Source organism: Bordetella genomosp. 6 (assembly GCF_002119705.1).
GTDB lineage: Bacteria > Pseudomonadota > Gammaproteobacteria > Burkholderiales > Burkholderiaceae_B > Bordetella > Bordetella bronchiseptica_F.
Genome location: NZ_CP021107.1, coordinates 5,040,237 through 5,065,068 on the forward strand (window position 1 = coordinate 5,040,237; position 24,832 = coordinate 5,065,068).

At 67.6% G+C, this 24,832-nt stretch carries 21 protein-coding genes; 5 read left to right on the forward strand and 16 right to left on the reverse strand.

The features are described 5' to 3' along the window. The first annotated feature begins 16 nt into the window (after positions 1-16). The 3 genes from CAL11_RS23695 to CAL11_RS24625 all read left to right on the forward strand — a co-directional run bounded on the left by CAL11_RS23695 (position 17) and on the right by CAL11_RS24625 (position 3,071). Positions 17-2,194 (forward strand): malate synthase G, encoded by a 2,178-nt coding sequence (locus CAL11_RS23695; protein WP_086094442.1) that lies wholly within the window; start codon positions 17-19, stop codon positions 2,192-2,194. A 35-nt stretch (positions 2,195-2,229) separates the two neighbouring features. Then, entirely contained in the window at positions 2,230-2,874 is a 645-nt protein-coding gene (locus CAL11_RS23700; protein WP_086094681.1) for a TetR/AcrR family transcriptional regulator, read from the forward strand. A gap of 74 nt (positions 2,875-2,948) precedes the next feature. Further along, positions 2,949-3,071, forward strand: coding sequence for a hypothetical protein (locus CAL11_RS24625; RefSeq protein ID WP_279629039.1), 123 nt, complete (start codon positions 2,949-2,951; stop codon positions 3,069-3,071). A gap of 170 nt (positions 3,072-3,241) precedes the next feature. Here the strand turns inward: CAL11_RS24625 and CAL11_RS23710 are convergent, their stop codons facing one another. The 9 genes from CAL11_RS23710 to CAL11_RS23750 all read right to left on the reverse strand — a co-directional run bounded on the left by CAL11_RS23710 (position 3,242) and on the right by CAL11_RS23750 (position 13,002). Continuing rightward, positions 3,242-4,558, reverse strand: a complete 1,317-nt coding sequence (locus CAL11_RS23710; RefSeq protein WP_086094444.1) for an NAD(P)/FAD-dependent oxidoreductase — start codon at positions 4,556-4,558, stop codon at positions 3,242-3,244. Positions 4,559-4,585: 27 nt separating this feature from the next. Next, positions 4,586-5,377 (reverse strand): ABC transporter ATP-binding protein, encoded by a 792-nt coding sequence (locus CAL11_RS23715; RefSeq protein ID WP_033463433.1) that lies wholly within the window; start codon positions 5,375-5,377, stop codon positions 4,586-4,588. Continuing rightward, on the reverse strand, positions 5,365-6,135 hold the full coding sequence (locus tag CAL11_RS23720) for an ABC transporter permease (protein WP_033447823.1): 771 nt from the start codon (positions 6,133-6,135) through the stop codon (positions 5,365-5,367). The genes CAL11_RS23715 and CAL11_RS23720 overlap by 13 nt, the downstream gene beginning before the upstream one ends. A 63-nt stretch (positions 6,136-6,198) precedes the next feature. After that, a complete protein-coding gene (locus CAL11_RS23725) occupies positions 6,199-7,200 on the reverse strand; it encodes an ABC transporter substrate-binding protein (RefSeq protein ID WP_033453009.1) in 1,002 nt (333 codons plus the stop codon). A 25-nt stretch (positions 7,201-7,225) separates the two neighbouring features. Beyond that, entirely contained in the window at positions 7,226-8,197 is a 972-nt protein-coding gene (locus CAL11_RS23730; RefSeq protein ID WP_003806971.1) for a LysR family transcriptional regulator, read from the reverse strand. Positions 8,198-8,357: 160 nt separating this feature from the next. Then, positions 8,358-9,176 (reverse strand): PhoP regulatory network YrbL family protein, encoded by an 819-nt coding sequence (locus tag CAL11_RS23735; protein ID WP_033463431.1) that lies wholly within the window; start codon positions 9,174-9,176, stop codon positions 8,358-8,360. A gap of 6 nt (positions 9,177-9,182) precedes the next feature. Beyond that, on the reverse strand, positions 9,183-10,328 hold the full coding sequence (locus CAL11_RS23740) for a glycosyltransferase family 4 protein (RefSeq protein ID WP_086094445.1): 1,146 nt from the start codon (positions 10,326-10,328) through the stop codon (positions 9,183-9,185). A gap of 158 nt (positions 10,329-10,486) precedes the next feature. Continuing rightward, positions 10,487-11,473 carry a Bug family tripartite tricarboxylate transporter substrate binding protein gene (locus CAL11_RS23745; RefSeq protein ID WP_086094446.1) on the reverse strand — a complete coding sequence of 329 codons (987 nt, stop codon included), beginning with the start codon at positions 11,471-11,473 and terminating at the stop codon, positions 10,487-10,489. Between the two features lie 38 nt (positions 11,474-11,511). Then, positions 11,512-13,002: an amidohydrolase family protein gene (locus tag CAL11_RS23750; RefSeq protein WP_086094447.1), complete on the reverse strand. Its 1,491-nt coding sequence runs from the start codon at positions 13,000-13,002 to the stop codon at positions 11,512-11,514. Between the two features lie 278 nt (positions 13,003-13,280). Here CAL11_RS23750 and CAL11_RS23755 point away from each other — a divergent pair, with 278 nt between their 5' ends. After that, positions 13,281-14,222 (forward strand): LysR family transcriptional regulator, encoded by a 942-nt coding sequence (locus tag CAL11_RS23755; protein WP_086094448.1) that lies wholly within the window; start codon positions 13,281-13,283, stop codon positions 14,220-14,222. Here the strand turns inward: CAL11_RS23755 and CAL11_RS23760 are convergent. The 7 genes from CAL11_RS23760 to CAL11_RS23790 all read right to left on the reverse strand — a co-directional run bounded on the left by CAL11_RS23760 (position 14,219) and on the right by CAL11_RS23790 (position 21,810). Continuing rightward, on the reverse strand, positions 14,219-15,013 hold the full coding sequence (locus tag CAL11_RS23760) for a GntR family transcriptional regulator (protein ID WP_086094449.1): 795 nt from the start codon (positions 15,011-15,013) through the stop codon (positions 14,219-14,221). The two genes, CAL11_RS23755 and CAL11_RS23760, sit on opposite strands and share 4 nt — an antisense overlap. 54 nt (positions 15,014-15,067) lie before the next feature. Then, complete coding sequence (locus CAL11_RS23765) at positions 15,068-16,084, reverse strand: tripartite tricarboxylate transporter substrate-binding protein (protein ID WP_086094450.1); 1,017 nt, start codon at positions 16,082-16,084, stop codon at positions 15,068-15,070. A 28-nt stretch (positions 16,085-16,112) separates the two neighbouring features. Then, on the reverse strand, positions 16,113-16,892 hold the full coding sequence (locus tag CAL11_RS23770) for an HpcH/HpaI aldolase family protein (protein WP_033463419.1): 780 nt from the start codon (positions 16,890-16,892) through the stop codon (positions 16,113-16,115). A gap of 18 nt (positions 16,893-16,910) precedes the next feature. Continuing rightward, positions 16,911-17,414, reverse strand: coding sequence for a 2,4'-dihydroxyacetophenone dioxygenase family protein (locus CAL11_RS23775; RefSeq protein WP_033463417.1), 504 nt, complete (start codon positions 17,412-17,414; stop codon positions 16,911-16,913). A 135-nt stretch (positions 17,415-17,549) separates the two neighbouring features. After that, entirely contained in the window at positions 17,550-19,709 is a 2,160-nt protein-coding gene (locus CAL11_RS23780) for a TonB-dependent siderophore receptor (protein WP_086094451.1), read from the reverse strand. A 182-nt stretch (positions 19,710-19,891) separates the two neighbouring features. Then, positions 19,892-20,392: a single-stranded DNA-binding protein gene (gene ssb / locus CAL11_RS23785; protein ID WP_086094452.1), complete on the reverse strand. Its 501-nt coding sequence runs from the start codon at positions 20,390-20,392 to the stop codon at positions 19,892-19,894. A 233-nt stretch (positions 20,393-20,625) separates the two neighbouring features. Further along, positions 20,626-21,810, reverse strand: a complete 1,185-nt coding sequence (locus tag CAL11_RS23790) for an MFS transporter (protein ID WP_068924443.1) — start codon at positions 21,808-21,810, stop codon at positions 20,626-20,628. A gap of 155 nt (positions 21,811-21,965) precedes the next feature. Between CAL11_RS23790 and uvrA the strand changes: the two genes are divergently transcribed. Further along, the gene (uvrA, locus tag CAL11_RS23795; RefSeq protein WP_086094453.1) at positions 21,966-24,824 is read left to right on the forward strand and encodes an excinuclease ABC subunit UvrA; all 2,859 of its coding nucleotides are present in this window, start codon (positions 21,966-21,968) and stop codon (positions 24,822-24,824) included. Positions 24,825-24,832: the final 8 nt, after the last annotated feature.

Consider the following 24,832-nt stretch of genomic DNA (forward strand, 5'->3'; position numbering starts at 1 on the left):
ACGACGCGAGACCCGCATGACTGAACGCATCCCGCATCATGGCCTGCAAGTGGCGGCCTCCCTGCACCGTTTCATCGAAGACGAGGCGCTGTCCGGCAGCGGCCTGGCGCCCGACGAGTTCTGGGCCGGCTTCGCCGCCCTGGTGCGCGACCTCGCGCCGCGCAACCGCGACCTGCTGGCCGAGCGCGACCGCCTGCAGGGCGAAATCGACGCCTGGCACCGCGCCCACCCCGGCCCCGTGCGCGACAGCGCCGGGTACCAGGCGCTGCTCGAACGCATCGGCTACCTGCAACCCCAGCCGGCGCAGGTCACCGCCAGCACCCGCGACGTGGACAGCGAGATCGCCAGCCAGGCCGGCCCGCAGCTGGTGGTTCCCGTCTCCAACGCGCGCTATGCGCTGAACGCGGCCAACGCCCGCTGGGGCAGCCTGTACGACGCCCTCTATGGCACCGACGCGATCCCGCCGGTGGCTGGCGACGACGGCAAGGGCTACAACCCGGCGCGCGGCGAAGCCGTGATCGCCCGCGCGCGCGCCTTCCTGGACGAGGCGGCGCCGCTGGCCCAGGGTTCGCACGCCGACGCCACCGCCTATGCCATCGAGGGCGGCAAGCTGGCGGTCACACTGGGCGCAGGCCAGCGCACCGGCCTGCGCAACCCCGCGCAACTGGCCGGCTACCAGGGCGACGCCTCGCAACCGGCCGCCGTGCTGCTGGCCAACAACGGCCTGCACTTCGAAATCCAGATCGACCGCCAGCACCAGATCGGCGCCACCGACGCCGCCGGCGTCAAGGACGTGCTGCTCGAGGCCGCCCTGACCACCATCATGGATTGCGAAGACTCCGTGGCGGCCGTCGACGCCGACGACAAGGTGCTGATCTACCGCAACTGGCTCGGGCTCATGAAGGGCGACCTGAGCGAATCGGTCACCAAGGGCGGCAAGACCTTCACCCGCCGCCTGAACGCCGACCGCCAGTACCGCAAGCCCGATGGCGGCACCCTGACGCTGCACGGCCGCTCGCTGATGTTCGTGCGCAACGTCGGCCACCTGATGACCAACCCGGCCATCCTCGACGAGCAGGGCAATGAAGTGCCGGAAGGCATCCTGGACGCGGTGATCACCAGCCTGGCCGCCCTGCCCGACCGCGCCAACCGGCTCAACTCGCGCACCGGCTCGATCTACATCGTCAAGCCCAAGATGCACGGGCCGGCCGAGGCCGCCTTCGCCAACGAGCTGTTCGACCGCGTCGAGGACCTGCTCAAGCTGCCGCGCCACACCATCAAGATGGGCATCATGGACGAGGAGCGGCGCACCAGCGTCAACCTGAAGGCCTGCATCGCCGCCGCGGCGGCGCGCGTGGCGTTCATCAACACCGGGTTCCTGGACCGCACCGGCGACGAAATGCATACCGGCATGGAAGCGGGCCCGATGCTGCGCAAGGGCGACATGAAATCCAGCGCCTGGATCACTGCCTACGAGCGCAACAACGTGCTGGTCGGACTGGACTGCGGCCTGCGCGGACGCGCCCAGATCGGCAAGGGCATGTGGGCCATGCCCGACATGATGGCGGCCATGCTCGAACAGAAGATCGGCCACCCCAAGGCGGGCGCCAACACGGCCTGGGTGCCCTCGCCCACGGCCGCGACCCTGCACGCCATGCATTACCACCAGGTCGACGTCGCGGCCGTGCAGCAGGCGCTGGAGCAGACCCGCTACGACAGCGTGCGCGACGAACTGCTGGCCGGCCTGCTGACCGTCCCGGTGGGCGATCCGGCCGCCTGGTCGGCCGATGACATCCAGCGCGAGCTGGACAACAACGCCCAGGGCATCCTGGGTTACGTGGTGCGCTGGATCGACCAGGGCGTGGGATGCTCGAAGGTGCCCGACATCAACAACGTCGGCCTGATGGAGGACCGCGCCACCCTGCGCATCTCCAGCCAGCACATCGCCAACTGGCTGCGCCACGGCATCGTCGACCGCGCGCAGGTCAACGCCACGTTCGAACGCATGGCCAAGGTCGTCGACCAGCAGAACGCCGGCGATCCGAACTACCTGCCCATGGCCGGCCATTTCGACACCTCGTTCGCCTACCGCGCGGCGTGCGCGCTGGTATTCGAAGGCCTGACCCAACCCAACGGCTATACCGAGCCGCTGCTGCACGAGTACCGGCAAGCCTTCAAGGCGGCCCGCCGCTGAAGCCGCCCGGCGCCCGCCTGCCGGCGGGCGCCGGCCTGCCAGGCTGCCATTTTTCGCACGATCGTGCTAAATTGGGCGGCATGAGCATCCCCAAGAGCGAACTCACCTTCGCGGCCATCGTGGACGCGGCGCTGGACATGGCCGCGGCGCAGGGCATGGAAAGCCTGACGCTCGGCGAAGTCGCCAAGCGGCTGGGTATCAGCAAAAGCGGCGTGTTCTCGCGGGTCGGCTCGCGCGAGGCCCTGCTGCATGCCGTCCTGCAGGAGTACGACCGGCGCTTCCTGGGCGCGGTGTTCGCGCCCGCCATGGCCGCGCCGCGCGGGCTGCCGCGCCTGGACGCCATGGTCGGACACTGGATCGAACGCGCCGCCAACGTCGAGGCGCTGACCGGTTGCATCTATGTGGCCGGCGCCTTCGAGTACGACGATGTCGACAACCCCATGCGCGGGCGCGTGGAAGCCAATGTGCGCGGCTGGCGCGCGGCGCTGGGACGCACCGTGCGGCAGGCGGTCGACGAAGGCCATTTGCGCCCGGACACCGACCCGGAGCAACTGGTGTTCGAGATCTACAGCCTGATGGTCGGCCTGATGCATGACGCGCGCTTCCTGCGCGACCCGCGCGCGCACGAGCGCGTACGGCAAGCCTACGCGCGCCTGATCGCCACCTATCGCACCCCCTGAACGCAGCCGCGGCCCGGCGCCGGGCGCCGGTTTTTTTCGATTAAATTCGCACGATCGTGCGAAAAGAGGGAACCATGAAAATGATCGCAATCGGCGCTGGAGTCATGCTGGTGGCGGGGCTGGTGCGGGCCTGCCAGGACTGGCGCCGCCTGCTGCGCCAGCTGCCCGACCGCAACGAGGATATGACGCTGTTCTGACGCCGCGACGGCGGACGACGGGGGGCCTGACACTCCCCTGTGCGGGACGCCTGTCCCCGGATGGAAACCGGCACCCGCGACATGGTGTGCCTGTCCCTACTGGGACAGGCACACCGCCGCGGGCCATGAACGGTTGACTGCCAGGACAGTATCTGTCCCCCCGGGGCAGGTTACTTTTCCAGCCCCGCCTTGCGGGCCTGATAGGCAATCGTGCTCATCGCGCCGATGCGGCGCAGCGGCTCGGGAGGCAGCCAGTTCGGCTTCTCGAAGCTGGCCAGGTCGTCCAGCATGGCGCTGCGATGCCCCGCCACCTGTTCGCCCAGCAGCTTGCCGTAAATCGTACCCTTGATGACGCCGGCGCCATTGCATCCGACCGACGCATACAGGCCAGGCTGGATGGCCCCCACGAACGAAGCGCCGTTGCCCGTCAAGCCGGTCGACCCGCTCCAGACGTACTCGAAATCGTGCGCGGCGAGGTCCGGGTAGCGGCGTACGAACGAATCGCGCAGCAACTGTTCCATGCGTTCGAGCGGCTGCTCGGCCTCGTACGAGTAGGCGCTGCGCACCATGAAGCGGCCGCCGCGGATGCGCCGCAAGGTCGTGCCCAGGCGATTGGCCGGAATCACGCCCCATTGGTCGCGCTCGCCCAGCAGCGCCTGCTGCGCGGCGCCGAGCACCGGCGTGACGCCCGCGTACGTAAAGATGGTGACCAGCCGGCTGCGCAGGAAACCCAGCCTGCGGGCAAAGGCATTGTTGGCCAGGATCACGTTGTCGGCGGTGAACTCGCCGCCGCGCGTGCGCACCTTATACGGCCCGCTGCCGTCGATGGACAGCACGGGATTGTCCTCCATCAGCCAGACGTTCTCCGGCAGGCTGTCGGCCAGCCCCCGTATCAGCGCGGCCGGCTGCACGAAGACGTTGTTCATGGAGTGATACCCGAACCGGTAATAGCGCGTGCCCAGCTGCGCCTGCAGGGCGTCGCGGTCCAGCTCGGAGAACGCCACGCCCCATTGGCCGTACTGTTGCAGCGCGCCGCGCAGGCTGTGCTCGCCGTCGGCGGTGGCCGCGGCGTGATACTTGCCGGCCAGGTCCCAGCCACAGTCGAAACCGCCCTGCTCGGACAGCTGCGCCAGCCAATCCAGCCCCGACTGGAGCATGGCGATCTGCTTGCGCGCCACTTCCAGGGGGCTGTGATGCCCGCTCATGCGGGTATTGTGCGGCAGGTTGATCAGGAAGCCCGAATTGCGGCCCGCCGAGCCCTCCCCGGCGACGGTGGCGTCCACCACCAGCACCTGGTCCTGCGGCTGCAACTCGGCCAGGCGGCGCGCCGCCGCCAGTCCGGTGTAGCCGGCGCCGATGACCAGGCTCTTGAAATGCCGTCGCGCCGGCGCCGCGGTGCGCGGGGTGCGCTTGGGCAGCATGGCGTTCCAGCCGGAACCACTTTGATACTGAGGGAAAGTCCGCGATGACCCTGATGGGGAAGACATGATGAGTTCAATGTTGCGGTTGAGGAATCACTGGTCGGCGCGCGCCTGCAGGCTGCGCATCACTTCGTTCTGCACGATGTCCCAGATCTGCGACTTCAATTCGATGTAGCGCGGCGAAAGCTGCACATCGGCATTGCGCGGATACGGCAGGTCGTTGGGCATGTCGCAGGCCACGCGGCCCGGGCGGGCGCTCATGATGACCATGCGGCTCGACAGCAGCAGCGCCTCGTCGATCGAGTGGGTAATGAAGACGATGGTCTTGCCGCTTTGCTCATAGATGCGCGTCAGCTCTTCCTGCAGCACCTGGCGCGTCATGGCATCGAGCGCGGCAAACGGTTCGTCGAGCAGGATGACGTCCGGATCATTGGCCAGCACGCGCGCGATGGACACGCGCTGGCGCATGCCGCCCGACAACGCCTTGGGGTAGGCGTTCTCGAACCCCTTCAGGCCGACCATCTCGATGAACTTCTGGGCGGTTTCGCGCCGGCTGGCCGCCGCCACGCCCTTCATCTTCAGGCCGAACGCGACGTTCTCGGCCACGGTCAACCAGGGAAACAGTGCGTACTGCTGGAACACCATGCCGCAGTGCGGGTCGACGTCGACCACTTCGCGCCCGTTGACCACGATGCGTCCGGCGGTGGGACGCTCGAACCCCGTGATCAGGTTGAGCAGCGTGGATTTCCCGCAACCCGAGGCGCCCAGCACGACCAGGAACTCGCCGCGCGGAATCTGCAGGTCCACGCCCTGCAGCGCCTGGAACGACCCGAACGACTTGGAAATACCTTCGATGGAAATCATGGGATCGTTTACCGCGACCATGCCAGCACCCTGTTTTCAATGATTCGGAACACTACGTCGGTGACCAGCACGGTCACGCTGATCAGCGCCATGCCCAGCACCACCGTATCGGTCTGGAAGAACTCCTTGCCGTTCATGATGAGAAAGCCCAGCCCTTCCTTGGCGGCCACCAGTTCGGCCGAGATCACGCAGGTCCACGACAGGCCGAGGATCACCTTGAAGCCGCTGAAGATCTGCGGCAGGCTGGCCGGCAGGATGACCGAGCGCATGACCTGCGAGCCGCTGGCGCCCAGGTTGCGCGCGGCGCGGATCAGCAGCGGATCGATATTGCGCGTGGCTTCGATCACATACAGAAGCGCGGGCGCGAACGTGCCCATGAACACGATGCTGTACTTCTGCGTTTCGGTGATGCCGAACCACAGCAGCGAGAGGGGAATCCAGCTCATCGAGGGCAAGGGGCGCAGGAACGACAGGATGGGGTCGAAAGCCGCCCGCGCGCGTTGCGACGTGCCCAGGAAGATCCCAAGCGGTATGGCCAGCGCGGTAGCGGCGGCAAAACCCACCATGACGCGCCGCGCGGAAGCCACGATGTGGTCCAGCAGCGAACCCTGCTCCCACATATTGCCCATGCGGGCGAACACGTCCGAGGGCGGCGGCAGGAACAGCGCGTCCACCCATTGCAGGCGGCACACGGCTTCCCAGAACAACAACAGCACGATCACGGACACGCTGCTGATCAGCAGCAGGTCCGGACGGCGCTGGCGATTTTGTGCATTCATCGTTCAAATCCAGACAAAGAACCGGCGGGCGAGCTGGCCCGCCGGCAGGACAATCGTGTCGGCTTACAGGTAGGCCGCGTCGACCCACTCGCGCACCGGCGGCGCCTTGTCGATCTGGTCGTAGCGCACCATCATTTCGGCCAGCTTCTGCAGGCCGTCGATGTACTTGCTGCCCGGCGCCAGCAGCGCGCCCTGCTCGGCAGCCGTGTACCAGTCGGCGCCCTTGACCATCTCCAGCTGGTCGGCCGGCGACAGCTTGGTCAGTTCGGTCAGCGCCGCCACCGTGGCGTCGGGCTGCGTCTTGAGCTGTTCGTTGGCGCGGAAGTACGCCTTCAGGAAGCGTTTGACGGCCTCGGGGTTCTTGTCCAGGAACGCGCGCCGCGCCACCAGCACATCGGGGCCCGGGGTCACGCCATATTCCTTGTAGAGCGAGAAGCTGGTGTCATCGACCAGCACCTTGGCGTCCGGCATGGCGCGGATGGCGTTGAACTGGGGCGTCCAGGCCGCGGCCGCGTCGATCTGGCCCGACTGGAATGCCGCCGGCAGTTCCGGCGCCGGCACGTTGAGCACCGTCACGTCCTTGCCCGCCTTCAGGCCTGCCTGGTCCAGCAGGTTGAGAACCAGCAGGTGGGCGCTGGAGGCGAACGTAACGCCGATCTTCTTGCCCTTGAGGTCCTCCAGGCGCGCGACCTGGTCGCGCACGATCAGGCCCTCGACGCGGCCGAAGTTCTCGGGCACGCCAATGATCGCGAAGTGGCGCGAACCGCGCGACATCACCGCCAGCGCGGCCGGCGCGGCGGTCACCGCCATGTCGATGTTGCCCGACAGCAGGGCGCTGACGCGCGCCGACGTGGTGCCGAACGACTCCCAGCCCACTTCCAGGTTCTCGGCCTTGAAATAGCCGGCCTGGATCGCCAGCCAGGCCGGATAGTGGCCCAGCCAGGCCGAGCCGCCGTAGCGCACGGCGTCGGCCTGCGCGGCCCAACTGCGGCCGGCTACCGGCAGCGCCAGGGCGGCGGCGCCGATCGCCATGCCCTTGATGAATTGTCGGCGAGTCTCCTGCATGCTCAATCTCCTTGTAGTAGGTGTTTCAACAAAGCCGCATCTGCCGTCCCAGCCAGGGCAGCTGCGTCGTCACTTGCGGGAAAATTTCGGTCTCCAGCGCCTGGCGGCTGAGCTGCCAGAACATGTCGGCCATCTCCTGGTACTCCTCGAGGCGCGATACCTGGTGCAGCGTGCGGGCCAGGCTGGGCCCGGGCAGCGGCAGCACCACGACCTGGTCCAGCCACGAACGCCCCTGCAGCAGGCACAGCGGCGTCATCAGCGCCCAGCCCAGGTTGGCGGCAATCATGGCCATCACCACGTCGCTGGTGTCGATCTCCAGGAACGGCGGCGCGGTCACGCCGCAACGCCGCAGATGGCGCTCGATCATGGCGCCGAAATGCGACCGCCCGCTGAAGCGGATGAACGGCGCGGCCTGCGCCATCTGGCGCAGATCCAGCGGCGCGAACTCGTCGGCGCGCACCGCGGGCGCCACCACCACGAACGGCTCGTTGAGGATAGGCCGGCGCACCAGGCCATCGACATCCTCGAGCGCGTCCGTCGTAACGATGATGTCGACCTGCCGGTTCAGCAACGCCTGGGCATGGCCGTATGCCAGCCCCGACCAGACCAGCACCTGGCTGGCGCTTTGCGTCAGCCGCTTGACGATGGCCGGGCCGGTGGTGGCGGCGAACGAATCGATCATCCCGATGCGGATCGCCGGGCGGTTCATCAGGTCGGCTTCGCGCACCTGCGCGATCAGGCGGTCGATATCGTCGACGATCTGGCGCGACTGGCGCTGCAGCGCGACGCCGGCGGGCGTGAGCCGATAAGGGCGGCGGGTACGGTCGAGCACCCGCATGCCCAGGATGCTTTCGATCTGGGTAACCGTCTGCGATACGGCAGATTGCGTGATGTTCAACGCCTGCGCCGCGGCCGACAGGCTGTCGGCCGCCGCCACCGCGGCAAAAATGCGCAGCATGCGTACATCGAGGCTGGAATCGTTCTTGAGCGCGCCCATACTGTCTCCTGTAAGCAATACTAAGAAAACGGAGATTTTTAGGCGAAAACTAAGCGCTTGTTAAGTAATTCTTATAGTGAGTATTAGCAGGCAGGCGGTATACGGCCGGCGTTGCGGCCGCCTCGCGCCCCGCGCCGGGGCCGCTTGCAGGTGATTTCTCCTAGCGCGGCGGTTTGGCGCCGTCGCCGGGCAGGGGCTGCCCGGCCGGGCGCCCCAACCGGTCGCCCAGCCGCGCCAGCTTGCGCACCATGTCCTCGTATTTGCGCAGCAGGCGGCGGCGATTCAAGGTCTTGCTCCAGGCGTACAGCGGCAGCAGCTGCTTGGGCCCGAAACCGTCGACCAGGAACAGGCCATCCTGTCCGGTCGCGTTGCGGCCAACGACGATATTGCGGGCGCTGACGTCGTTGAAGATCACATGCGCCTCGATCAACGCCAGGAAAAACGCCCGCAATTGCTCGCGCAGCTGCGGCCCGAACCCCTGGGTCGACACCACGTGCGCCAAGGTGGGCGCGGCCTTGCCCTCGGCATCGACGATCTTCTCCACCACCAGGCCCAGCCCCGCCGAGGTCAGCGCCAGGCCGGCAATCCGCGCCAGCAGCGTATTGCCGTCGGCCTGGCGCAACTGCACCGTCGTCGAGATGTACTCGATCAGTTCGGTGATGAATACGCGGTGCGCATCCTCGCGGTGGAATTTCTTGTGCCAGGGACGCCGCCGTCCCGGCTCATTGATGCGCGCGCGATTGACGATCTTGATCAGCAACGCGGCGTTGCCCGGGTGCTGGTAGACGTCGCGCTCGCTGCCGGTGGCGATCAGCGTCGCGCCCAGCAGGTCGACCACGGCGAACGGCGGCCAGTCCGTGGCCGCCGGCACGACGTCCATCACCGGCAGGACCGCGGGCATGCGATCGAGCAGCGCCTGCGCGGCGATCTCCTGCGGCGGCGCCGGCACGGCAGCCAGGCGGGAAGTTGGTATGGACATGTGCGATCAGGATTGCCGCGCCGATCGGGATACGGCGGTGGGCGCATCGCGCCGCTCGGCGAGCCACTTACGATAAACCAGCTCGGTACGTTCGGCCAGGCGGGCCAGCGAGAACTTCCCTTCGTCGCGCACCATGCGCTCGCCGGCGCCGCCCATGCGCGCACGCAGGGCGGCGTCGTCGATCAGGCTGCGCAGCGCCCCCTGCAAGGCAGCCGCATCGTCGGGAGGAACCAGCAGCCCCGTCTCGCCGTTGCGCAACATCTCGCTGACGCCTCCGACGTCCACGCCGACCACCGGCAGGCCACACGCGGCAGCCTCGACAAAGACCGTGCCCGACGCTTCCTTGCGCGTGGGCAGCGCGAATATGTCGCTGCCTGCCAGCACGTTGGGCACATCGTCGCGAAAGCCCAGCATGTGAATGCGTTCGCCCAGGCCGAGTTCGGCGATCAGCGCCTGCAGTTGCTCGAACAGTGGCGAACCGTTGCCCACCAGCACCAGATGCACGTGCGGACGGGTGGCCATCAGTGGGCGCAGCGCGTCGATCAGTTCGCGATGCCCCTTGGTGGCCCGCATGATCGCCACGCACGCCACCACCACGGCGTCGGCCGGCAGGTCCAGCTCGTCGCGCAGCGTCGAACGCAGGCCCGGCGCAGGCAGGTTGATGGGCGAGTAAATGGTTTCGATGTGCGCGGGCGACACGCCACGCTCGATCAGGTAGCGGCGCACATGATCGCTGACCGTACTGACGCGGTGGGGTATCCACGTATACGACAGCATCGAGTTGACGCGATTGCTCAGGTGGCGCGTGCGCACCACCAGCGGCGTGCCCGCCAGGCGCGCTCCCGCGCCCGCCAGCAAGGTGTCGATGCGGCTGTGCGTATTGAGCACATCGAACCCGCCCTCGCGCAGGATGCGCCGCACGCGCGGCACGCCGCGCACGAAATTGCGCAAGCCGCCCATGGGCACGGTATGCACGCGGATGCCCACGTCGCGCGCGCGCTCGAGCAACCTGGCCTGGGGCCGGCATATGAGTTCGACATGATGGCCGCGCTCGCGCATGGCCAGGACTTCCTTGAGGATACGCTGCTCTTGCCCGCCAAAGCCTATCGCGGCCTCAGCGTGCGCGATGCGCAGTGGGTGCGGTTGGGACATTCTGAGAGTAACAGTGTGAATGTAGTCCATAGACACACTGTGGGTAGGAAAGATCCCGGCAACCTTAACGTGCTATCCACGCATCGCGCAAATCACATAACGACACATTCAGAGAGGTTTTTTATTATCGAAACAACTCCTCTTCCCGGATAGGCGGTTCAATCGAGCAGCTGGATGTTCATGGCCTTCACCGCCGCGCCATAGCGCTCGTAGTCCTGGCGCCACGCCTGCTCCAGCTGCTGCGGCGTACCGCCCAGCCCAATGAGCCCCTGGGCCGCCAGCTTCTCCCTGACCTGCGGCGACTGTATGGCGCTGGCGATGCCGGCGGCGATCTTCTCGCGCAAGGCCAGGGGCGTGCCGGCCGGCGCCATCACCGCCGACCACGAGATGGCGTCGCCGATCGACGGGCCGCCCACTTCGCCCAGGGTCGGCAGGTCCGGCAACAATGGCGTGCGTTCGTCGGCGGCGACCGCCAGCACCTTCACCCGGCCGCTCTTGACGAAAGGCAGCACGGCCGGCAGCTGCGCGAACATCATGTCGATCTGCCCGCCCGCCACGTCGGTCAGCGCCGCCGGCACGCTGTTGTACGGAATGTGCTGCAAGGACAGGCCCGCGCGCATGGCGAACATTTCGGCCGCGATGTGCGCCTGGCTGCCGACCCCCGGCGACGAATAGGTCAGGTGCCCCGGCTTGGCCGCGGCGCGCGCCACCAGGGCCTGCACGTCGCCGACCTCCAGCGCATTGGAGACCAGCAGGACATTGGGCACCGCGCCGACCTGGCTGACCGGCGCCAGATCCTTGCGCACATCGAACGGCCGCTTCCTGTACAGGTGCGGATTGACCGCCAGGTCGGACACCGGTACCGACACCAGCGTGTAGCCATCGGGCTCGGCCTGCACGGTGGCCATGATGCCTATCGTGCCGACGCCGCCGGGCTTGTTCTCGACGATGACGGGCTGCTTCCAGATGGCCGACAGTTTCTCGGCCATGATGCGGGCCAGCACATCGGCGGCGCCGCCCGCGCCATAGGGTACGATCAGCCGCACCGGGCGCTGCGGATAGGCCGCGACCGCGTCGCCCGCCTGGGCGCCGCCACACGCTACCGCGAGCGCCAGCGCGGCGCCCCACTGCATCAGCTTCTTCATTGCATTCCCCTTGTTGTCTTGACCGGCCCGGCGGGCCGCTACATGCAATCCGGGCAGAACGACGGCGGGCACATGGCCTGCGCCGTGCGCCGCAACGGATCCCAATCCTGCAGGTCGCGCCAGACGTTGTCGGCGAACTGCTGCGCCTCGGCGCGCAGCGCGCCCAGGTCCACGCCCGCGATGCGCCCCTGCTCCATGCGCACCTGTCCGTTGGTCACCACCAGCTCCACGTCATCGCCCACGCCGCACTCGACCAGGCTGCGGATGGGGTCCCAGATCGGCCCGTAGCGCAGCACGTCCTGGCGGCCGACGTTGATGGCGATCACATCGGCGCGCGCGCCCGCCTCCAGCCGGCCGATATCCGTGCGTCCCAGCGAGCGAGCGCCTCCCAGGGTCGCGGCCTCGAACACTTCAGCCGCGCTCGCCGCGGTCAGGTCATGGCTCATGACCTTGCCGTGGTAGGACGCGGTCCGCATGTTCATGACCATGTCGCGCGGATAGGTGTCGCTGCCTATGGTCAGGTTGACGCCCGCCTCGCGATACTTCTTCCACGAGTCCAGCACGCGCGCGCGGCGCACGATGTTGATCGGGCAATGCGAGATCGAGACGCGATGCTCGCCCATCAAGGCCAGGTCGCGCCCGCCCGAATAGTTCAGGCGCGGGCTATCGGAGATCAGGTTGGCGTGCCCGATGTTCAGCCGCGGCCCAAGCATGCCCACGCTGTGCAGCAATTCGATCGGCGTCATGCGATGCTCGCGCACCGTTTCGTAGAACTCGATGACGTTGTAGCCGGCATGCGTGGCCATCGGCACGCCCAGCTCCTGCGCCGCCTGCACGGTACGGCGCAGGATATCGACGCTGCAGTTCTCGACCTCGCGCGGCACCAGGATGCCGTTGACCAGGTCGCTGCCGGCCGCCTGGACGCGCTTGATGAAAGCCACCGCCTCCTCGAACAGATGATCGCCGCCGTCGGGATACGGAACGCGCCGCAGGCGGCCCTGCTCGTCGGCGGCCCATCGTCCGCTGTCGTAGCCGGGCCCCAGGTAGCCGCGTACGCCGAGTCGCTCGCATTCGCGCCACAATGCTTCCTGCACGATCACGTGGCCGCCCAGTTCGACGAACGTCGTCACGCCATTGCGCAGCAGTTCGGCCACGGTGAACGCGGCATGCAGGGCGATGCCTGGGTCGACGGCGGCGTCCTCGCGGCTCAGGTAGTTGGGATAACCCTTGATCCGCGTCCCGTCGCGCGCGATCGTGACGTCCATGTAGGGCTGGCCGAACAGGTCCGGACGTCCGCCGTCGGCCAGCAGCTTGTGCAAGGCGCGATGGCCGGAATGCACATGGGTATCGATGAACCCTGGCGCCACCAGGCAGCCGCGCGCATCGATCACGCGGTCGGCCACGCCATCGAAATCCGTGCCCACATGCACGATGCGCTCGCCTTCGTAGACGACGCTGGCGTCGCGCAGCATGCGGTGGTTGCCGTCGGCGAACCCGAGCACCCATTCGCCCTTTATCTGTGTCAGCATCCGATACCCCTCTTGTTGACCATTGCCGCCCATCGGGCAATTGATCAGTATGCTGATTAGCATCGGAAACCCTGTCAACGCACGGCGCGCGGCCCGCGCCGGTCCGGAACGCCGCGACAAGTGCGTGCATCACCCCGCCATTTCCTCGGATAATGGCGCCAAACCAGGGGTCGCGGCGCGTCGCGCAGGCGCGCCGAACGGCCCGGCCCGGGCTTATTCCGGTTTCGAATAGTGCATTATTCGGCCCTTCGCGTGGGCCCTACGCCGATGAGCCAGCCATGATCGCCAAGCATCTGGACCTGAATCTGCTGATGATCTTCGACGCGATCCTCGCCGAGGGCCACGTCACGCGCGCGGCGGAACGCCTGGCGATGAGCCAGTCGGCCGTCAGCAAGGGCCTGGCCCAGCTCAGGCAGGCGTTCGGCGACCCGCTGTTCCTGCGCGCCAGCCGCGGCGTGGTGCCCACGCACAGGGCGCTGGAAATCGCCGACCAGGTGCGCCAGGCCATCGCCGCGCTCAACAACCTGGCCAGCCCCGTGACCGAATTCGACGCGCGCAGCGCACGCGCGCATTTCAATATCGGCGCCACCGATTACGTGTCGTTCGTCCTGCTGCCGGGATTGATGCGTCGCCTGCAGGAAACCGCGCCGCATGTCTCGCTGACGCTGCACGACATGGAATCCATGATGCCGGAAGAAATGCTGCTGGCCGGCAAGGTCGACCTCGTCATCTCCAGCGTCACCAGCGTCAACTTTCCCATCTATCGCCAGGAGCTGTTCCGCGACCACTACGTATGCCTGTGCCGCGTCGGCCATCCGGCGCTTGCCGACCCGGTGCCGATCGAACAGTTCGTGTCCGGCCGCCACCTGGCCATGCCGCGCCAGAACGGCGCGCGTGAACGCGTATTGCAAGACACCCTGCAACGCCTGGGCGTCACGCGCGACGTGGCGGTGCAGGTGCCCCACATGCTGGCCATCCCCGCCACGCTTACCGCCACCGACCTGATGGCGACCATGGCTCACCGGGTGGCGCGCGAATTCGCCGCGCGGCATCCCTTGCAGGTCCTGGCCCATCCGCTGCCCCTGCCTGATTTCCCGGTATCCCAGCTCTGGCACGACCGCACCCGCCGCAGCCCCTCGCACCAATGGCTGCGCGACACCGTCTACGACCTGGCCCGCGCGGACGCCTGTCCCGACGCGCGGGACGGCGCGCCTGGCTAGAACTCGCCTTCCGCCAACTCGTAGCTGACGCTGAAAAAACGCGAATCCAGCCAGTTGGTGGTGAATTGCACGGGCGCGCCGGCGTGCGAGAAAACATACTGCACCCGCACCAGCGGCGCGGTGCCCAGCGCCTCGGCAACCGCCGTGCGCTGGGCGCGGGCATGCGACTCGGCGCCGATATTGATACGCGCATGATCGACCTTGAAGCCGATTTTCTGCTCGACGATGGGGTAGACGAACAACGGCCCATTGCGCGCCGCGACGTCGAAATCCTGCAGGCTCAGGCGCTGCCCGATATGCGCGGGAAAGTAGATATCGCTGAAACCGATGTTCTGCGCCTGGTCCGCGTGCACCAATTGCAGGCGATACAGCTGCGCCTCGGACGCCTGGCCCAGCGTGGCGGCCGCCTCCTGGTGCCGCACCGGCCCGAAGCCGGTGACGCGCGTCTGGTGGATGACCGCCGGGGTGAGGATATCGGACAGGCGGCGCAGATGGCGCTCGACCGGCACCACCGGGCTGCGGCTGATGACGCGCGCCGGCTTGGCGCGCTGCTTGCGGATATAGCCGCGCTTTTCCAGCAGGTCCAGCGCCTGCCGCACGGTAAACCGGCTGGCCGAATAGTGCGCCGATATCAGGCGTTCTATCGGGAGGTCCTTGCCGACCGCGGCCGTATCCGCCTCGATCGACCGGACCAGGCCCTGGTAGATGGTCCAGTACAGCAGGTTGGGCGTATCGGCTGAAGCGGCTGCCTCCACCTCGGGCAGGGACAACACATCAACGGAAGCAGGCATAGGCGGTTATCGGAAGAGGCTCGGGGCCAGGGCCGGTTGGGGTCGAAAGCCTGATTATTGCGCAGCCGCCAGGGACGCGGCCACCGGACTGAGCGCGCGCGAGACGTCCTGCACGAAATCCTGGGCCTGGCTCGCCGGCATCGGCGCGAACGGAACCAGTCCCAGCTGCACGACGCGCTCGCGAAAAGCGGTGTCGGCCAGCACGTCCTGCAGCGCCTGGCTCAGGCGCGCAATCACGTCCGGCGGGGTGCTGGCGCGCACGTCGACGGCATTCCAACCGTCGAACAGTACCTCTTCGAAGGTCCGATAGCCCAGCTCGCCCAGCGTCGGCACCGCGGGCATCGCATCGATGCGGCCACGGCCGATGACCGCGACCGGCACCACCTTGCGATCGTCGATGTGCTGCCGCAGCGCGGTGTAGCTGTCCACCACCACATCGACACGGCCCGCCAGCAGGTCGACGTGCATGGGCGCGCTGCCGCGATACTGGATTTCGTTCACCTTGCCGCCCAGCGCCTGCATCAGCACGTGCTCGGTCAGGTGCGGCGCCGTGCCGATGCCCGGTACGGCCCAGGCCGTCTTGCCCGGATTGGCCGCGATGTATGCCTTGAGCCGCGCGAAGTCGGGCAGCCCGGCCGCCACCGAGGTCACCATCACCGTCGGTACGCGCGACACCAGCGCCACCGCCGTGAAATCCCTGATGGGATCATAGGCCAGCGCGGGCTGCAGGGCGCGCGCCACCGTCTTGCTGGAAATCGCCAGCAACAGCGTATGGCCGTCGGCCGGCTTGTCCAGCACATACGACGTACCTACGATGCCGCCCCCGCCGCCCTTGTTCTCGATGACGATGGACTGCCCCAGGCGCTTGCCCAGGGCATCGGCCAGCACGCGCGCGATCGCGTCGGTCGAGCCGCCCGGCGGCGAAGGCACGACCAGAGTGACCGGACGGCTGGGGTACTCGGCCAGCGCCGGCGCCGCCCCCAGGACCAGCCCCAACACGGCGGCACAAGCCTGGCGGACGACGGCGCCGGCGGCGCGGGGCCAGCGGACCATAGGTGCAAGCGTCTTCATAGCGGTCTCCTGCGTGGTCGCGGCGCGGCTATCGCCGCGGCGACGATTCGGCGTGGTACTGCTGCGCGCGCGCCGCGCAGCCAGCCTTGATGAAGCCCTGGTCGGAGCCCACCCACAGGATCCGCGCGCCCAGCGACTTCAGCATCAACGAGTCTTCCAATGTCGGCGCGAAGGCGCCGACCGGAATGCCGCAACGCTCGCCCAGGTCGATCAGCCCCTTGATGCAATCGAGCAGGCGCGCATTGCGATAGTCGGGCACGCAATCCATCCCCATGGCGATGGAAAGGTCGCTCGCGCCCACGTAGATCGCGCCCAGCCCTTCCGTGCGCATGATCCGCTCGGCCTGGCGCACGCCCTCCTCGTTCTCTATCATCGCGATAGGCAGCAGGCGGTCGCGGGTCTGCGCGTAATAGTCCTGGATGCTCTGGCGCTGTATGACCTGGCCCAGGTACGGGCCGAAACTGCGGTCTCCCAGCGGCGCGTAGTAGCACGCGGAGATGAACTGCCGGCAGGCCTCGGCGCTGTTGATCATGGGCGCCACCACGGCATCCACGCCGCCATCGAGCACCTTGGTGATCGCCGCCGGATCATTGGCCGCCACGCGCACCACCGGCGCGCATCCCTGGGCGCGCACCGCGCGCGCCAGGTCGTTGACTTCGTGCAGCCCGATGGCGGAATGCTGCAGGTCTATCATCACCGCATCGAATCCCGCGCTGGCCACCATCTCGGCCGCATAGGTATCCGGCAGGCTGTTGCCGATCATGGTGATCGCCTGTCCCTGGCGCAGGCGCGCTTTCAAGGTCGTCATGGCTGGCTCCTGTCGCGGTCAGCGGATAAGCGAATCGATCACGGCCCGGCCCAGCCCGACGCGCTCGTAATGCGCGCGGGCCTGCTCCAGGCGCAGCAGCACGTCGGTAATGCCGATGACATCGCCGCGTTCGTCCAGCAACAGGAAACCCCCTTCGTTGACGGTGAACAGCTCCACGGTTTCCTCGCCGATCACCTCGAAGGTGTGGCTATCGCCCGGCACCTCCAGCAGGTACGAACCGGGCCGATGCTCCCAGTCGCGCTCGCGGTAATGCCAGCGCCCCCGCAACGTACAGCCGACCACGCGCCCCAGATGGTAATGCGTCGGCAGCTGCGCGCCCGGAGCCACGCGAAAGACGCTGTGCCAGGCGCCGTTGCGCACATCGAACGCCATCGGGTAGAACCAGGCGCCGGGCGCCAGCGGCACCCAGCAGCGCTCATCGTCGCGGTCCAGCGCCCGGATCAGCTCCGGCGCCTCGTTGCGGGCCGTCAGCCCCGTGCCTCCCGCTATGCCATGCCCCATCGTGCTCTCCTCCAAGTGGTCGGGCTCTTCTATATCCAGATATCCGGATATCTGGATATAGACTAATCCGCGCGATCCGGGCCGGTCAATGCCGGGTAAACCCGGGCGGGCCGCCAGGCGGCCCGCCGCCGCTTTCTAGAATTTCAGGCTGGCGGTCAGGCCATAGGTCCGCGGGTCGCCCGCCTTCACGTAGTCGGACGACTGGTACAGCCAGTAGCGCTTGTTGGCCACGTTGTTGATGCCGGCGGTGAAGCTGGCCTCGTAGCCGTGGATCTGCGTGTCGTAGGTGGCGCCGATGTTGACGATGGCGTAGTCATCCACCTTCACCCGGTTGCTCGCGCCCAGCATGGTGTTGCCGGTGTACTTCACATCGGCGCGCAGCTTCAGCCCCGGCACCTGCGGCACCGAATACGCCAATTGCGCGGCCGCCACGAACTTCGGCGCTCCCGCCACGCGGTTGCCGGTGAAATCCGAACCTTTCTTGTATTCCGAATCCAGGAACATCAGGCTGCCCCCCACGTTCCAGTCCCGGGCGATGCGCGTGGAGGCGCCCAGCTCCAACCCCTGGTACAGGGTCTTGCCGTCCTGCACCAGCTCGTTGGCGGCATTCGCGTACTCCGCCTTCTTCTCGATGCGAAACAGCGCCGCCGTGGCGGCCCAGCCGTCCTGTTCGGTCTTGATGCCCAGTTCGTACTGCTTGCTCTTCAACGGATCGAGCAAGGCGCCGAAGTTGGCATACGTGGCGCCTACCGACGAGCCTGGCTCCAGCGATTCAATGTAGCTCGCATAGGCCATGGTGCGCGGCGTCAGCTTGTACATCAGGGCGAAGGTCGGCGTCAGCACGCCGTTCTTGTCGTAGCGCGATGTGCGCGCGCCCGTGGCGTCGAACCCTTGCTGCGCGTAGTTCGTATAGCGCAGCCCGCCCAGTACCGACCAGCCGCCGGTCAGATCCACCGTGTCGCTGGCGTACAGCGCCTTCTGCGTGATCTCGGCGGCGCGGTACAGGTGCAGCTGGCCTTCGCTGTAGTACGTATTGGTATTGCGCGCGCGCAGGTTGCCCGTGCCCTGCAGTTGATAGACCCCGTTGGCGCTGTAGTCGTTCTTCTGCTTCTGCCATGACGCGCCGGCCACCACATGGTGCTTCAGGGGGCCGGTGGCGAACTTGCCCTCCAGCATGGCCTGCCACTGGTTGTAGCCATAGGCCTCGCCATAGTCCGAGCGGTAATCGTCATAGTCGCCCGCCTGGTCGCGCAGGAACAGCACCGACTCGTTGCGGCGGGTACGCGTGGAGCTGTAGCTGTAGTTGGTGCTCAACGTCCATTCATCCGCCAGTTGGTACTTCAAACCGGTCGAGTAATAACGGAACGCATTGTCCGCGTACGGCCCCTGCCCGACCAGCTTGTCATTGTCGTTGCGCACCGGCGATGGCAGCTCGCTGCCGGTCATGGTGCCCGCATAGATGGTGGGCTCCTGCCCGATGGCCTTGCGATCCTGGTAGATGGACTGGAAGTCCCAGGTCAACCGCTCGCTCAGGCGCGCATCCAGCGCCAGCGAAACCGAATCGCGATACAGCGATCCGCCGTTGTAGGTGTTGCCCTCCTCGTGCGTGGCGTTCAGCCGATAGCCGAACGCGCCGCTCCCGCCCACCCTGCCGCCCAGGTCCACGTGCTCGCGCAGCAGCCCCTTGGACACGTAGCCCAGCTCCACGCTGCGCACCGCTTCGTCGGTCGGCTTCTTGGTAACGTAGTTGACCAGGCCGCCCGGCGAGCCGAAACCATACATGAAGCCCGACGCTCCCTTGAGCAGGTCGATCTGCTCGAAGTGCTCGAACGGCAGGGTCGTGACGTAGCTCAGGAAAGGCCGGCCATCGATGCGGTACGAATTCTGCCAATCCAGCGGCAGGCCACGCACCGTCAGGTAGCTGGCCCACGCGCCATAGGACGCGCTGTTGTCGGTCACCGATGCGTCCAGCGCGAATACGTCTCCCAGCTTGTTGACCTGGCGCTCCTCCATGTCGCGCGCGGTCACCACCGTGGTGGAGAAAGGCGTCTCGAGCTGGGTGCGCCGCCCCAGCGCGCCGGTATCGACCGGCGCCTCCAGGTGCTCCAGCGTGTCGTCCACCGGCGCGGCGTTGACCGTGACCGCCGGCATCTGCGCCACCCCTTGCGTGTCCGGACCGCCCGCCGGCGTGGACTGGGCGCGCGCGCTCGCGGCGGCGCCCAGGGCTAGCATGAAGAACGCGGACACGAGGACGGGCTGCGCCTGGCGTGTACGGCGGGAAGTGAGACGAGGCACGAAATTTCTCCAGTGTGGCCAAGAAAAACTCGTGTTTTATTATGAATGCGACTTGTTCGCAATATTATTATTGATTACACAGGCTCCCGGATACCCCGGCACTGCCCATAGCGTTCTGCCGCGGCCGAAAAAAAACCCTGCCGAGGCAGGGTTTTCGCATCCAGCGCTTGGCTGCAGGCGCCTCAGAACGGAATATCGTCGTCCATGTCGGCCAGGTTGGCGGCCGGGGCGGCTTGCGGCGCGGGGCGCTGCGCAGCCGCCGCCGGGCGCTGGGCCGGGGCGCGCTGCTGGCGCGGCGCGTCGTCGTAGCCACCGCCATAGCCGCCGCCGCTGTCGCCGCCGCTATCGCGCCCGCCCAGCATCTGCATCTGGTCGGCCACGATCTCGGTGCTGTAGCGGTCGGCGCCGGTCTCCTTGTCTTGCCACTTGCGGGTCTTCAGGCGGCCCTCGATGTAGACCGAACGTCCCTTCTTCAGGTATTCGCCCGCGATTTCGGCCAGGCGGTTGTACATGACCACACGGTGCCATTCGGTTTCTTCGCGGCGCTCGCCGCTGGCCTTGTCCTTCCATTGCGAGGTCGTGGCGATCGACACGTTGCAGATGGCCGCCCCATCCGGGCTGTAACGCACTTCCGGGTCGCGACCCAGATTGCCGACGAGAATGACTTTGTTGACGGATGCCATGCCGATGCCCCTCTGTTGCCCGCCGGCGCCGCCGCGTGAAACGTCGCGGCAGCCGGCTGCGCATACAAAACTGTGTTTAAGACCGGCTTCATGAAACACGCCGGTCGGTGACCGGCGCATGCTGGGTGAAGCCCTGTGATGACCGTCATTATCGACGATAACGCATGGCCGCGCCAACCGCTGGCGGGGCAGAATTGTCCACCCCGCTGTAACATTTTCCGGGTCCGGAGGGATCAGCGCAGCGGCCGCAGCGCCCAGGTCACGGCCAGCCACAGGGCCGCCAGCGCGGCGGCGGCGATGTAGACGGCGTCGGCCCCGCCGCGGGCCGCCAGCCAGCCGCCCAGCGCGCCGCCGGCGAACAGGCCGGCGGCCTGCGCGGTGTTGTAGAACCCCAGGGCCAGGCCCTTGTACTGCGCCGGCGCGACCCGCGACACCAGCGAGGGCTGCAGGGCCTCGAGGATGTTGAAGGCCACGAAGAAGCCGGTCAGCGCCAGGGCCAGGGCGTAGAAGCCGTGGGCGGCCAGCGGCAGCAAGGCGCAGACCACGATCAGGCCCGCCACGGCGGCACGCAGCGCCCCCCGGTGGGCGCGCCGCTTCTCGGCGACGAACACGGCGGGCACCATCAGCACGAAGGAAACCAGGATGACCGGCAGGTAGACGCGCCACAGGTCGCGCGCATCCAGCCCGCCCAGGCGCGCCAGCAGCGACGGCGTGACCACGAACAGGGCGACCTGGATGAGGTGCAGCACGAACACGCCGAAATTGAGCCGCAGCAGGTCGGTGTGCAGCAGGACGGCGCGGGCGCTGGCGCCCTGCATGGTGCGCGCCCCGGTGCGCGGCACCACCGGCACCATCCAGCGGGCCACCGCCAGGCTGGCCAGGCCCAGGCACGCGATGGTCCAGAACAGCCCCGACAGCCCCCACCACCCCACCAGCACCGGCGCGGCAACCAGCGACACGGCGAACGACAGGCCGATCGAGCCGCCCACCATGGCCATGGCGCGGGTCCGCACCTCGTCGCGGGTGGCATCGGCCAGCCAGGCCGTGACAGCCGCCGAAATGGCGCCCGCGCCCTGGATGGCCCGGCCCAGCGTGATCCAGTAGACGTCGTCGGCCAGCGCGCAGACCACGCTGCCGATGACGAACAGCACCAGGCCGGCGACCACCACCGGACGGCGCCCCCAGCGGTCGGAGGCCAGGCCGAAGGGGATCTGCATGAAGGCCTGGGTCAGCCCGTACATGCCCAGCGCCAGGCCGACGCGCGCGGGGTCGTTGCCGCCGGGCAGGTCGCGCGCGGCCACCGCGAATACCGGCAGCAGCAGAAACAGGCCCAGCATCCGGCATGCGAACAGGCCGGCCAAGGCCACGCTGGCGCGGCGCTCGGAGCGGGTCAGTTGCAGTTTCTGGTCGGCCGGCATGCAGGCATAGGAAATGAGGAGAGTGACGGAAACGGCCTGGGGCCGGGCGCGCCGGCCGCCCCTTGCGCATGCCGGACAGACTATGGGCCAGCGAACGGGGGACGATTCGGCGCGCTATAGTACCAAGTTGGCCTTTGAAACTGCTTAAACGCCCAATGGACGCGATTCGCATTCGGGGTGCGCGCACCCACAATCTCAAGAACGTCTCGCTGGACCTGCCGCGCCACCAGTTGGTCGTGGTGACGGGCCTGTCCGGGTCGGGCAAGTCGTCGCTGGCGTTCGACACGCTGTACGCGGAAGGCCAGCGTCGCTACGTGGAAAGCCTGTCGGCATACGCGCGCCAGTTCCTCCAGCTGATGGACAAGCCCGACGTCGATCTGATCGAAGGCTTGTCGCCGGCGATCTCCATCGAGCAGAAGTCGGCGGGCCACAATCCGCGCTCGACCGTGGGCACCATTACCGAAATCCACGACTACCTGCGCCTGCTGTACGCGCGGGTGGGCACGCCCTACTGCCCCGACCATGGCCTGCCGCTGCAGGCGCAGAGCGTGGGCCAGATGGTCGACGCGGTGCTGGCCTGGCCGGCCGAGGCGCGCCTGGCCGTGCTGGCGCCCATTGCGCGGGCCCGCAAGGGCAGCTTCGAGGACGAACTGGCCAGCCTGCAGGCGCAGGGCTTCGTACGGCTACGGGTGGACGGCCAGCTGCAGGAAATCGACCAGTTGCCCGCGCTGAAGAAAACCGAGAAGCACGACCTGGACGTGGTCATCGACCGCCTGCGCATCCGCCCCGAAAGCCAGCAGCGCCTGGCCGAGAGCTTCGAGACCGCGCTGCAGCTGGCCGAAGGCCGCGCCATCGCGCTGGACATGGACAGCGGCCGCGAGCAGGTGTTCTCCAGCCGCTACGCCTGCCCGATCTGCAGCCACAGCCTGGCCGAGCTGGAGCCGCGGTTGTTCAGCTTCAACAACCCCATGGGCGCCTGTCCTGGCTGCGACGGCATCGGCCAGGTGGGCTTTTTCGACCCCAAGCGCGTGGTGGCCTTCCCCGAGCTGAGCCTGGCCGCCGGCGCGATCCGCGGCTGGGACCGCCGCAACTCCTTCACCCACTCCCTGCTGACCAGCCTGGCCACGCATTACGAATTCGATATCGATACCCCCTTCGAGGAGTTGCCGGCCGAGGTGCGCGAGAAGGTCCTGCATGGCTCGGGCGAGGAAGAGATCGCCTTCTTCTATGTCAATGAAAAGGGCCGCAGCACCGTCAAGCGCCACCCGTTCGAGGGCGTGATCCCGAACCTGGAGCGCCGCTGGCGCGAAACCGATTCGGCCACGGTGCGCGAGGAGCTGGGCAAGTACCGCAACATCAAGACCTGCCCGGACTGCGGCGGCTCGCGCCTGCGCCCCGAGGCGCGCAACGTGCTGATCGGCGCCGAGCCGCGCGAAGGCGAACGCCACGGCCAGGCGATCTTCGAGGTCGAGAGCATGCCGCTGTCGGTATGCCTGGACTGGTTCCGCCAGCTGCAGCTGACCGGCGCCAAGCAGGAGATCGCGCAGCGCATCGTGCGCGAAATCGAGGCCCGCCTCAGCTTCCTGAACAATGTCGGCCTGAACTACCTGTCGCTGGACCGCAGCGCCGATACGATCTCGGGCGGCGAAGCCCAGCGCATCCGGCTGGCCAGCCAGATCGGCTCGGGCCTGACCGGCGTCATGTATGTGCTGGACGAACCGTCCATCGGCCTGCACCAGCGCGACAACGACCGGCTGATCGGCACCCTGCAGCATCTGCGCGACCTGGGCAACAGCGTCATCGTGGTCGAGCACGACGAGGACATGATCCGCTGCGCCGACTGGGTGGTCGACATGGGCCCGGGCGCCGGCGAGCACGGCGGCCAGGTGGTGGCGCAGGGCACGCCGGAGACGGTGCAGGGCGACCCGCAATCGCTTACCGGCCAGTACCTGAGCGGCGCGCGCGCCATCGAGATCCCGGCGCGCCGGCCGGTCGCCGACGACCAGCCCTGGCTGCACCTGTCCGGGGCCACCGGCAACAACCTCAAATCGGTCGACCTGCGCATCCCGGCGGCGCGCCTGGTATGCGTCACCGGCGTCTCGGGCTCGGGCAAATCCACCCTGGTCAACGACACGCTGGCGGTGGCGCTGGCGCGCCAGCTCAACCATGCGCAAGGCGAACCGGCGCCCTATGCCGGCCTGGCCGGGCTGGAGCACTTCGACAAGACCATCAGCGTGGACCAAAGCCCGATCGGACGCACGCCGCGCAGCAACCCCGCCACGTACACCGGACTGTTCACGCCCATCCGGGAACTGTTCGCCGGCGTGCCCGAGGCGCGCGCGCGCGGCTACGACCCGGGCCGCTTCAGCTTCAACGTCAAGGGCGGACGCTGCGAGGCCTGCCAGGGCGACGGCGTGGTCAAGGTCGAGATGCACTTCCTGCCGGACATGTACGTGCCGTGCGACGTCTGCCACGGCAAGCGCTACAACCGCGAAACGCTGGAAATCCGCTACCGCGGCCGCAACATCAGCGAAGTGCTGGACCTGACGGTCGAACAGGCGCTTGAGTATTTCGAGTCGGTGCCCGCCATCGCGCGCAAGCTGCACACGCTGATCGACGTGGGCCTGTCGTATATCCGGCTGGGACAAAGCGCCACCACGCTGTCCGGCGGCGAGGCGCAACGGGTCAAGCTGTCGCTGGAACTGTCGCGCCGCAGCACGGGCCGCACCCTGTACATCCTGGACGAGCCGACCACCGGCCTGCATTTCCATGACATCGAGCTCCTGCTCAAGGTCCTCAACCAGCTGGTCGACAGCGGCAACACGGTGCTGATCATCGAGCACAACCTCGACGTCATCAAGACCGCCGACTGGCTGGTGGATATGGGGCCGGAAGGCGGCGACGGCGGCGGACGCGTGGTGGCCGTGGGCACGCCCGAGCAGGTGGCGGCCAGCCCCGACAGCCACACCGGCCACTACCTGGGCCGCGTGCTGCGCAACGGCAAACAGCGCTAGACTAGGGC

Coding starts and splice junctions, on each gene's coding strand:
- CAL11_RS23695 (WP_086094442.1), top strand. CDS start 17: ATGACTGAACGCATCCCGCATCATGGCCTGCAAGTGGCGGCCTCCCTG.
- CAL11_RS24625 (WP_279629039.1), top strand. CDS start 2,949: ATGAAAATGATCGCAATCGGCGCTGGAGTCATGCTGGTGGCGGGGCTG.
- CAL11_RS23710 (WP_086094444.1), bottom strand. CDS start 4,558: ATGTCTTCCCCATCAGGGTCATCGCGGACTTTCCCTCAGTATCAAAGT.
- CAL11_RS23715 (WP_033463433.1), bottom strand. CDS start 5,377: ATGGTCGCGGTAAACGATCCCATGATTTCCATCGAAGGTATTTCCAAG.
- CAL11_RS23720 (WP_033447823.1), bottom strand. CDS start 6,135: ATGAATGCACAAAATCGCCAGCGCCGTCCGGACCTGCTGCTGATCAGC.
- CAL11_RS23725 (WP_033453009.1), bottom strand. CDS start 7,200: ATGCAGGAGACTCGCCGACAATTCATCAAGGGCATGGCGATCGGCGCC.
- CAL11_RS23730 (WP_003806971.1), bottom strand. CDS start 8,197: ATGGGCGCGCTCAAGAACGATTCCAGCCTCGATGTACGCATGCTGCGC.
- CAL11_RS23735 (WP_033463431.1), bottom strand. CDS start 9,176: ATGTCCATACCAACTTCCCGCCTGGCTGCCGTGCCGGCGCCGCCGCAG.
- CAL11_RS23740 (WP_086094445.1), bottom strand. CDS start 10,328: ATGTCCCAACCGCACCCACTGCGCATCGCGCACGCTGAGGCCGCGATA.
- CAL11_RS23745 (WP_086094446.1), bottom strand. CDS start 11,473: ATGAAGAAGCTGATGCAGTGGGGCGCCGCGCTGGCGCTCGCGGTAGCG.
- CAL11_RS23750 (WP_086094447.1), bottom strand. CDS start 13,002: ATGCTGACACAGATAAAGGGCGAATGGGTGCTCGGGTTCGCCGACGGC.
- CAL11_RS23755 (WP_086094448.1), top strand. CDS start 13,281: ATGATCGCCAAGCATCTGGACCTGAATCTGCTGATGATCTTCGACGCG.
- CAL11_RS23760 (WP_086094449.1), bottom strand. CDS start 15,013: ATGCCTGCTTCCGTTGATGTGTTGTCCCTGCCCGAGGTGGAGGCAGCC.
- CAL11_RS23765 (WP_086094450.1), bottom strand. CDS start 16,084: ATGAAGACGCTTGCACCTATGGTCCGCTGGCCCCGCGCCGCCGGCGCC.
- CAL11_RS23770 (WP_033463419.1), bottom strand. CDS start 16,892: ATGACGACCTTGAAAGCGCGCCTGCGCCAGGGACAGGCGATCACCATG.
- CAL11_RS23775 (WP_033463417.1), bottom strand. CDS start 17,414: ATGGGGCATGGCATAGCGGGAGGCACGGGGCTGACGGCCCGCAACGAG.
- ssb (WP_086094452.1), bottom strand. CDS start 20,392: ATGGCATCCGTCAACAAAGTCATTCTCGTCGGCAATCTGGGTCGCGAC.
- CAL11_RS23790 (WP_068924443.1), bottom strand. CDS start 21,810: ATGCCGGCCGACCAGAAACTGCAACTGACCCGCTCCGAGCGCCGCGCC.
- uvrA (WP_086094453.1), top strand. CDS start 21,966: ATGGACGCGATTCGCATTCGGGGTGCGCGCACCCACAATCTCAAGAAC.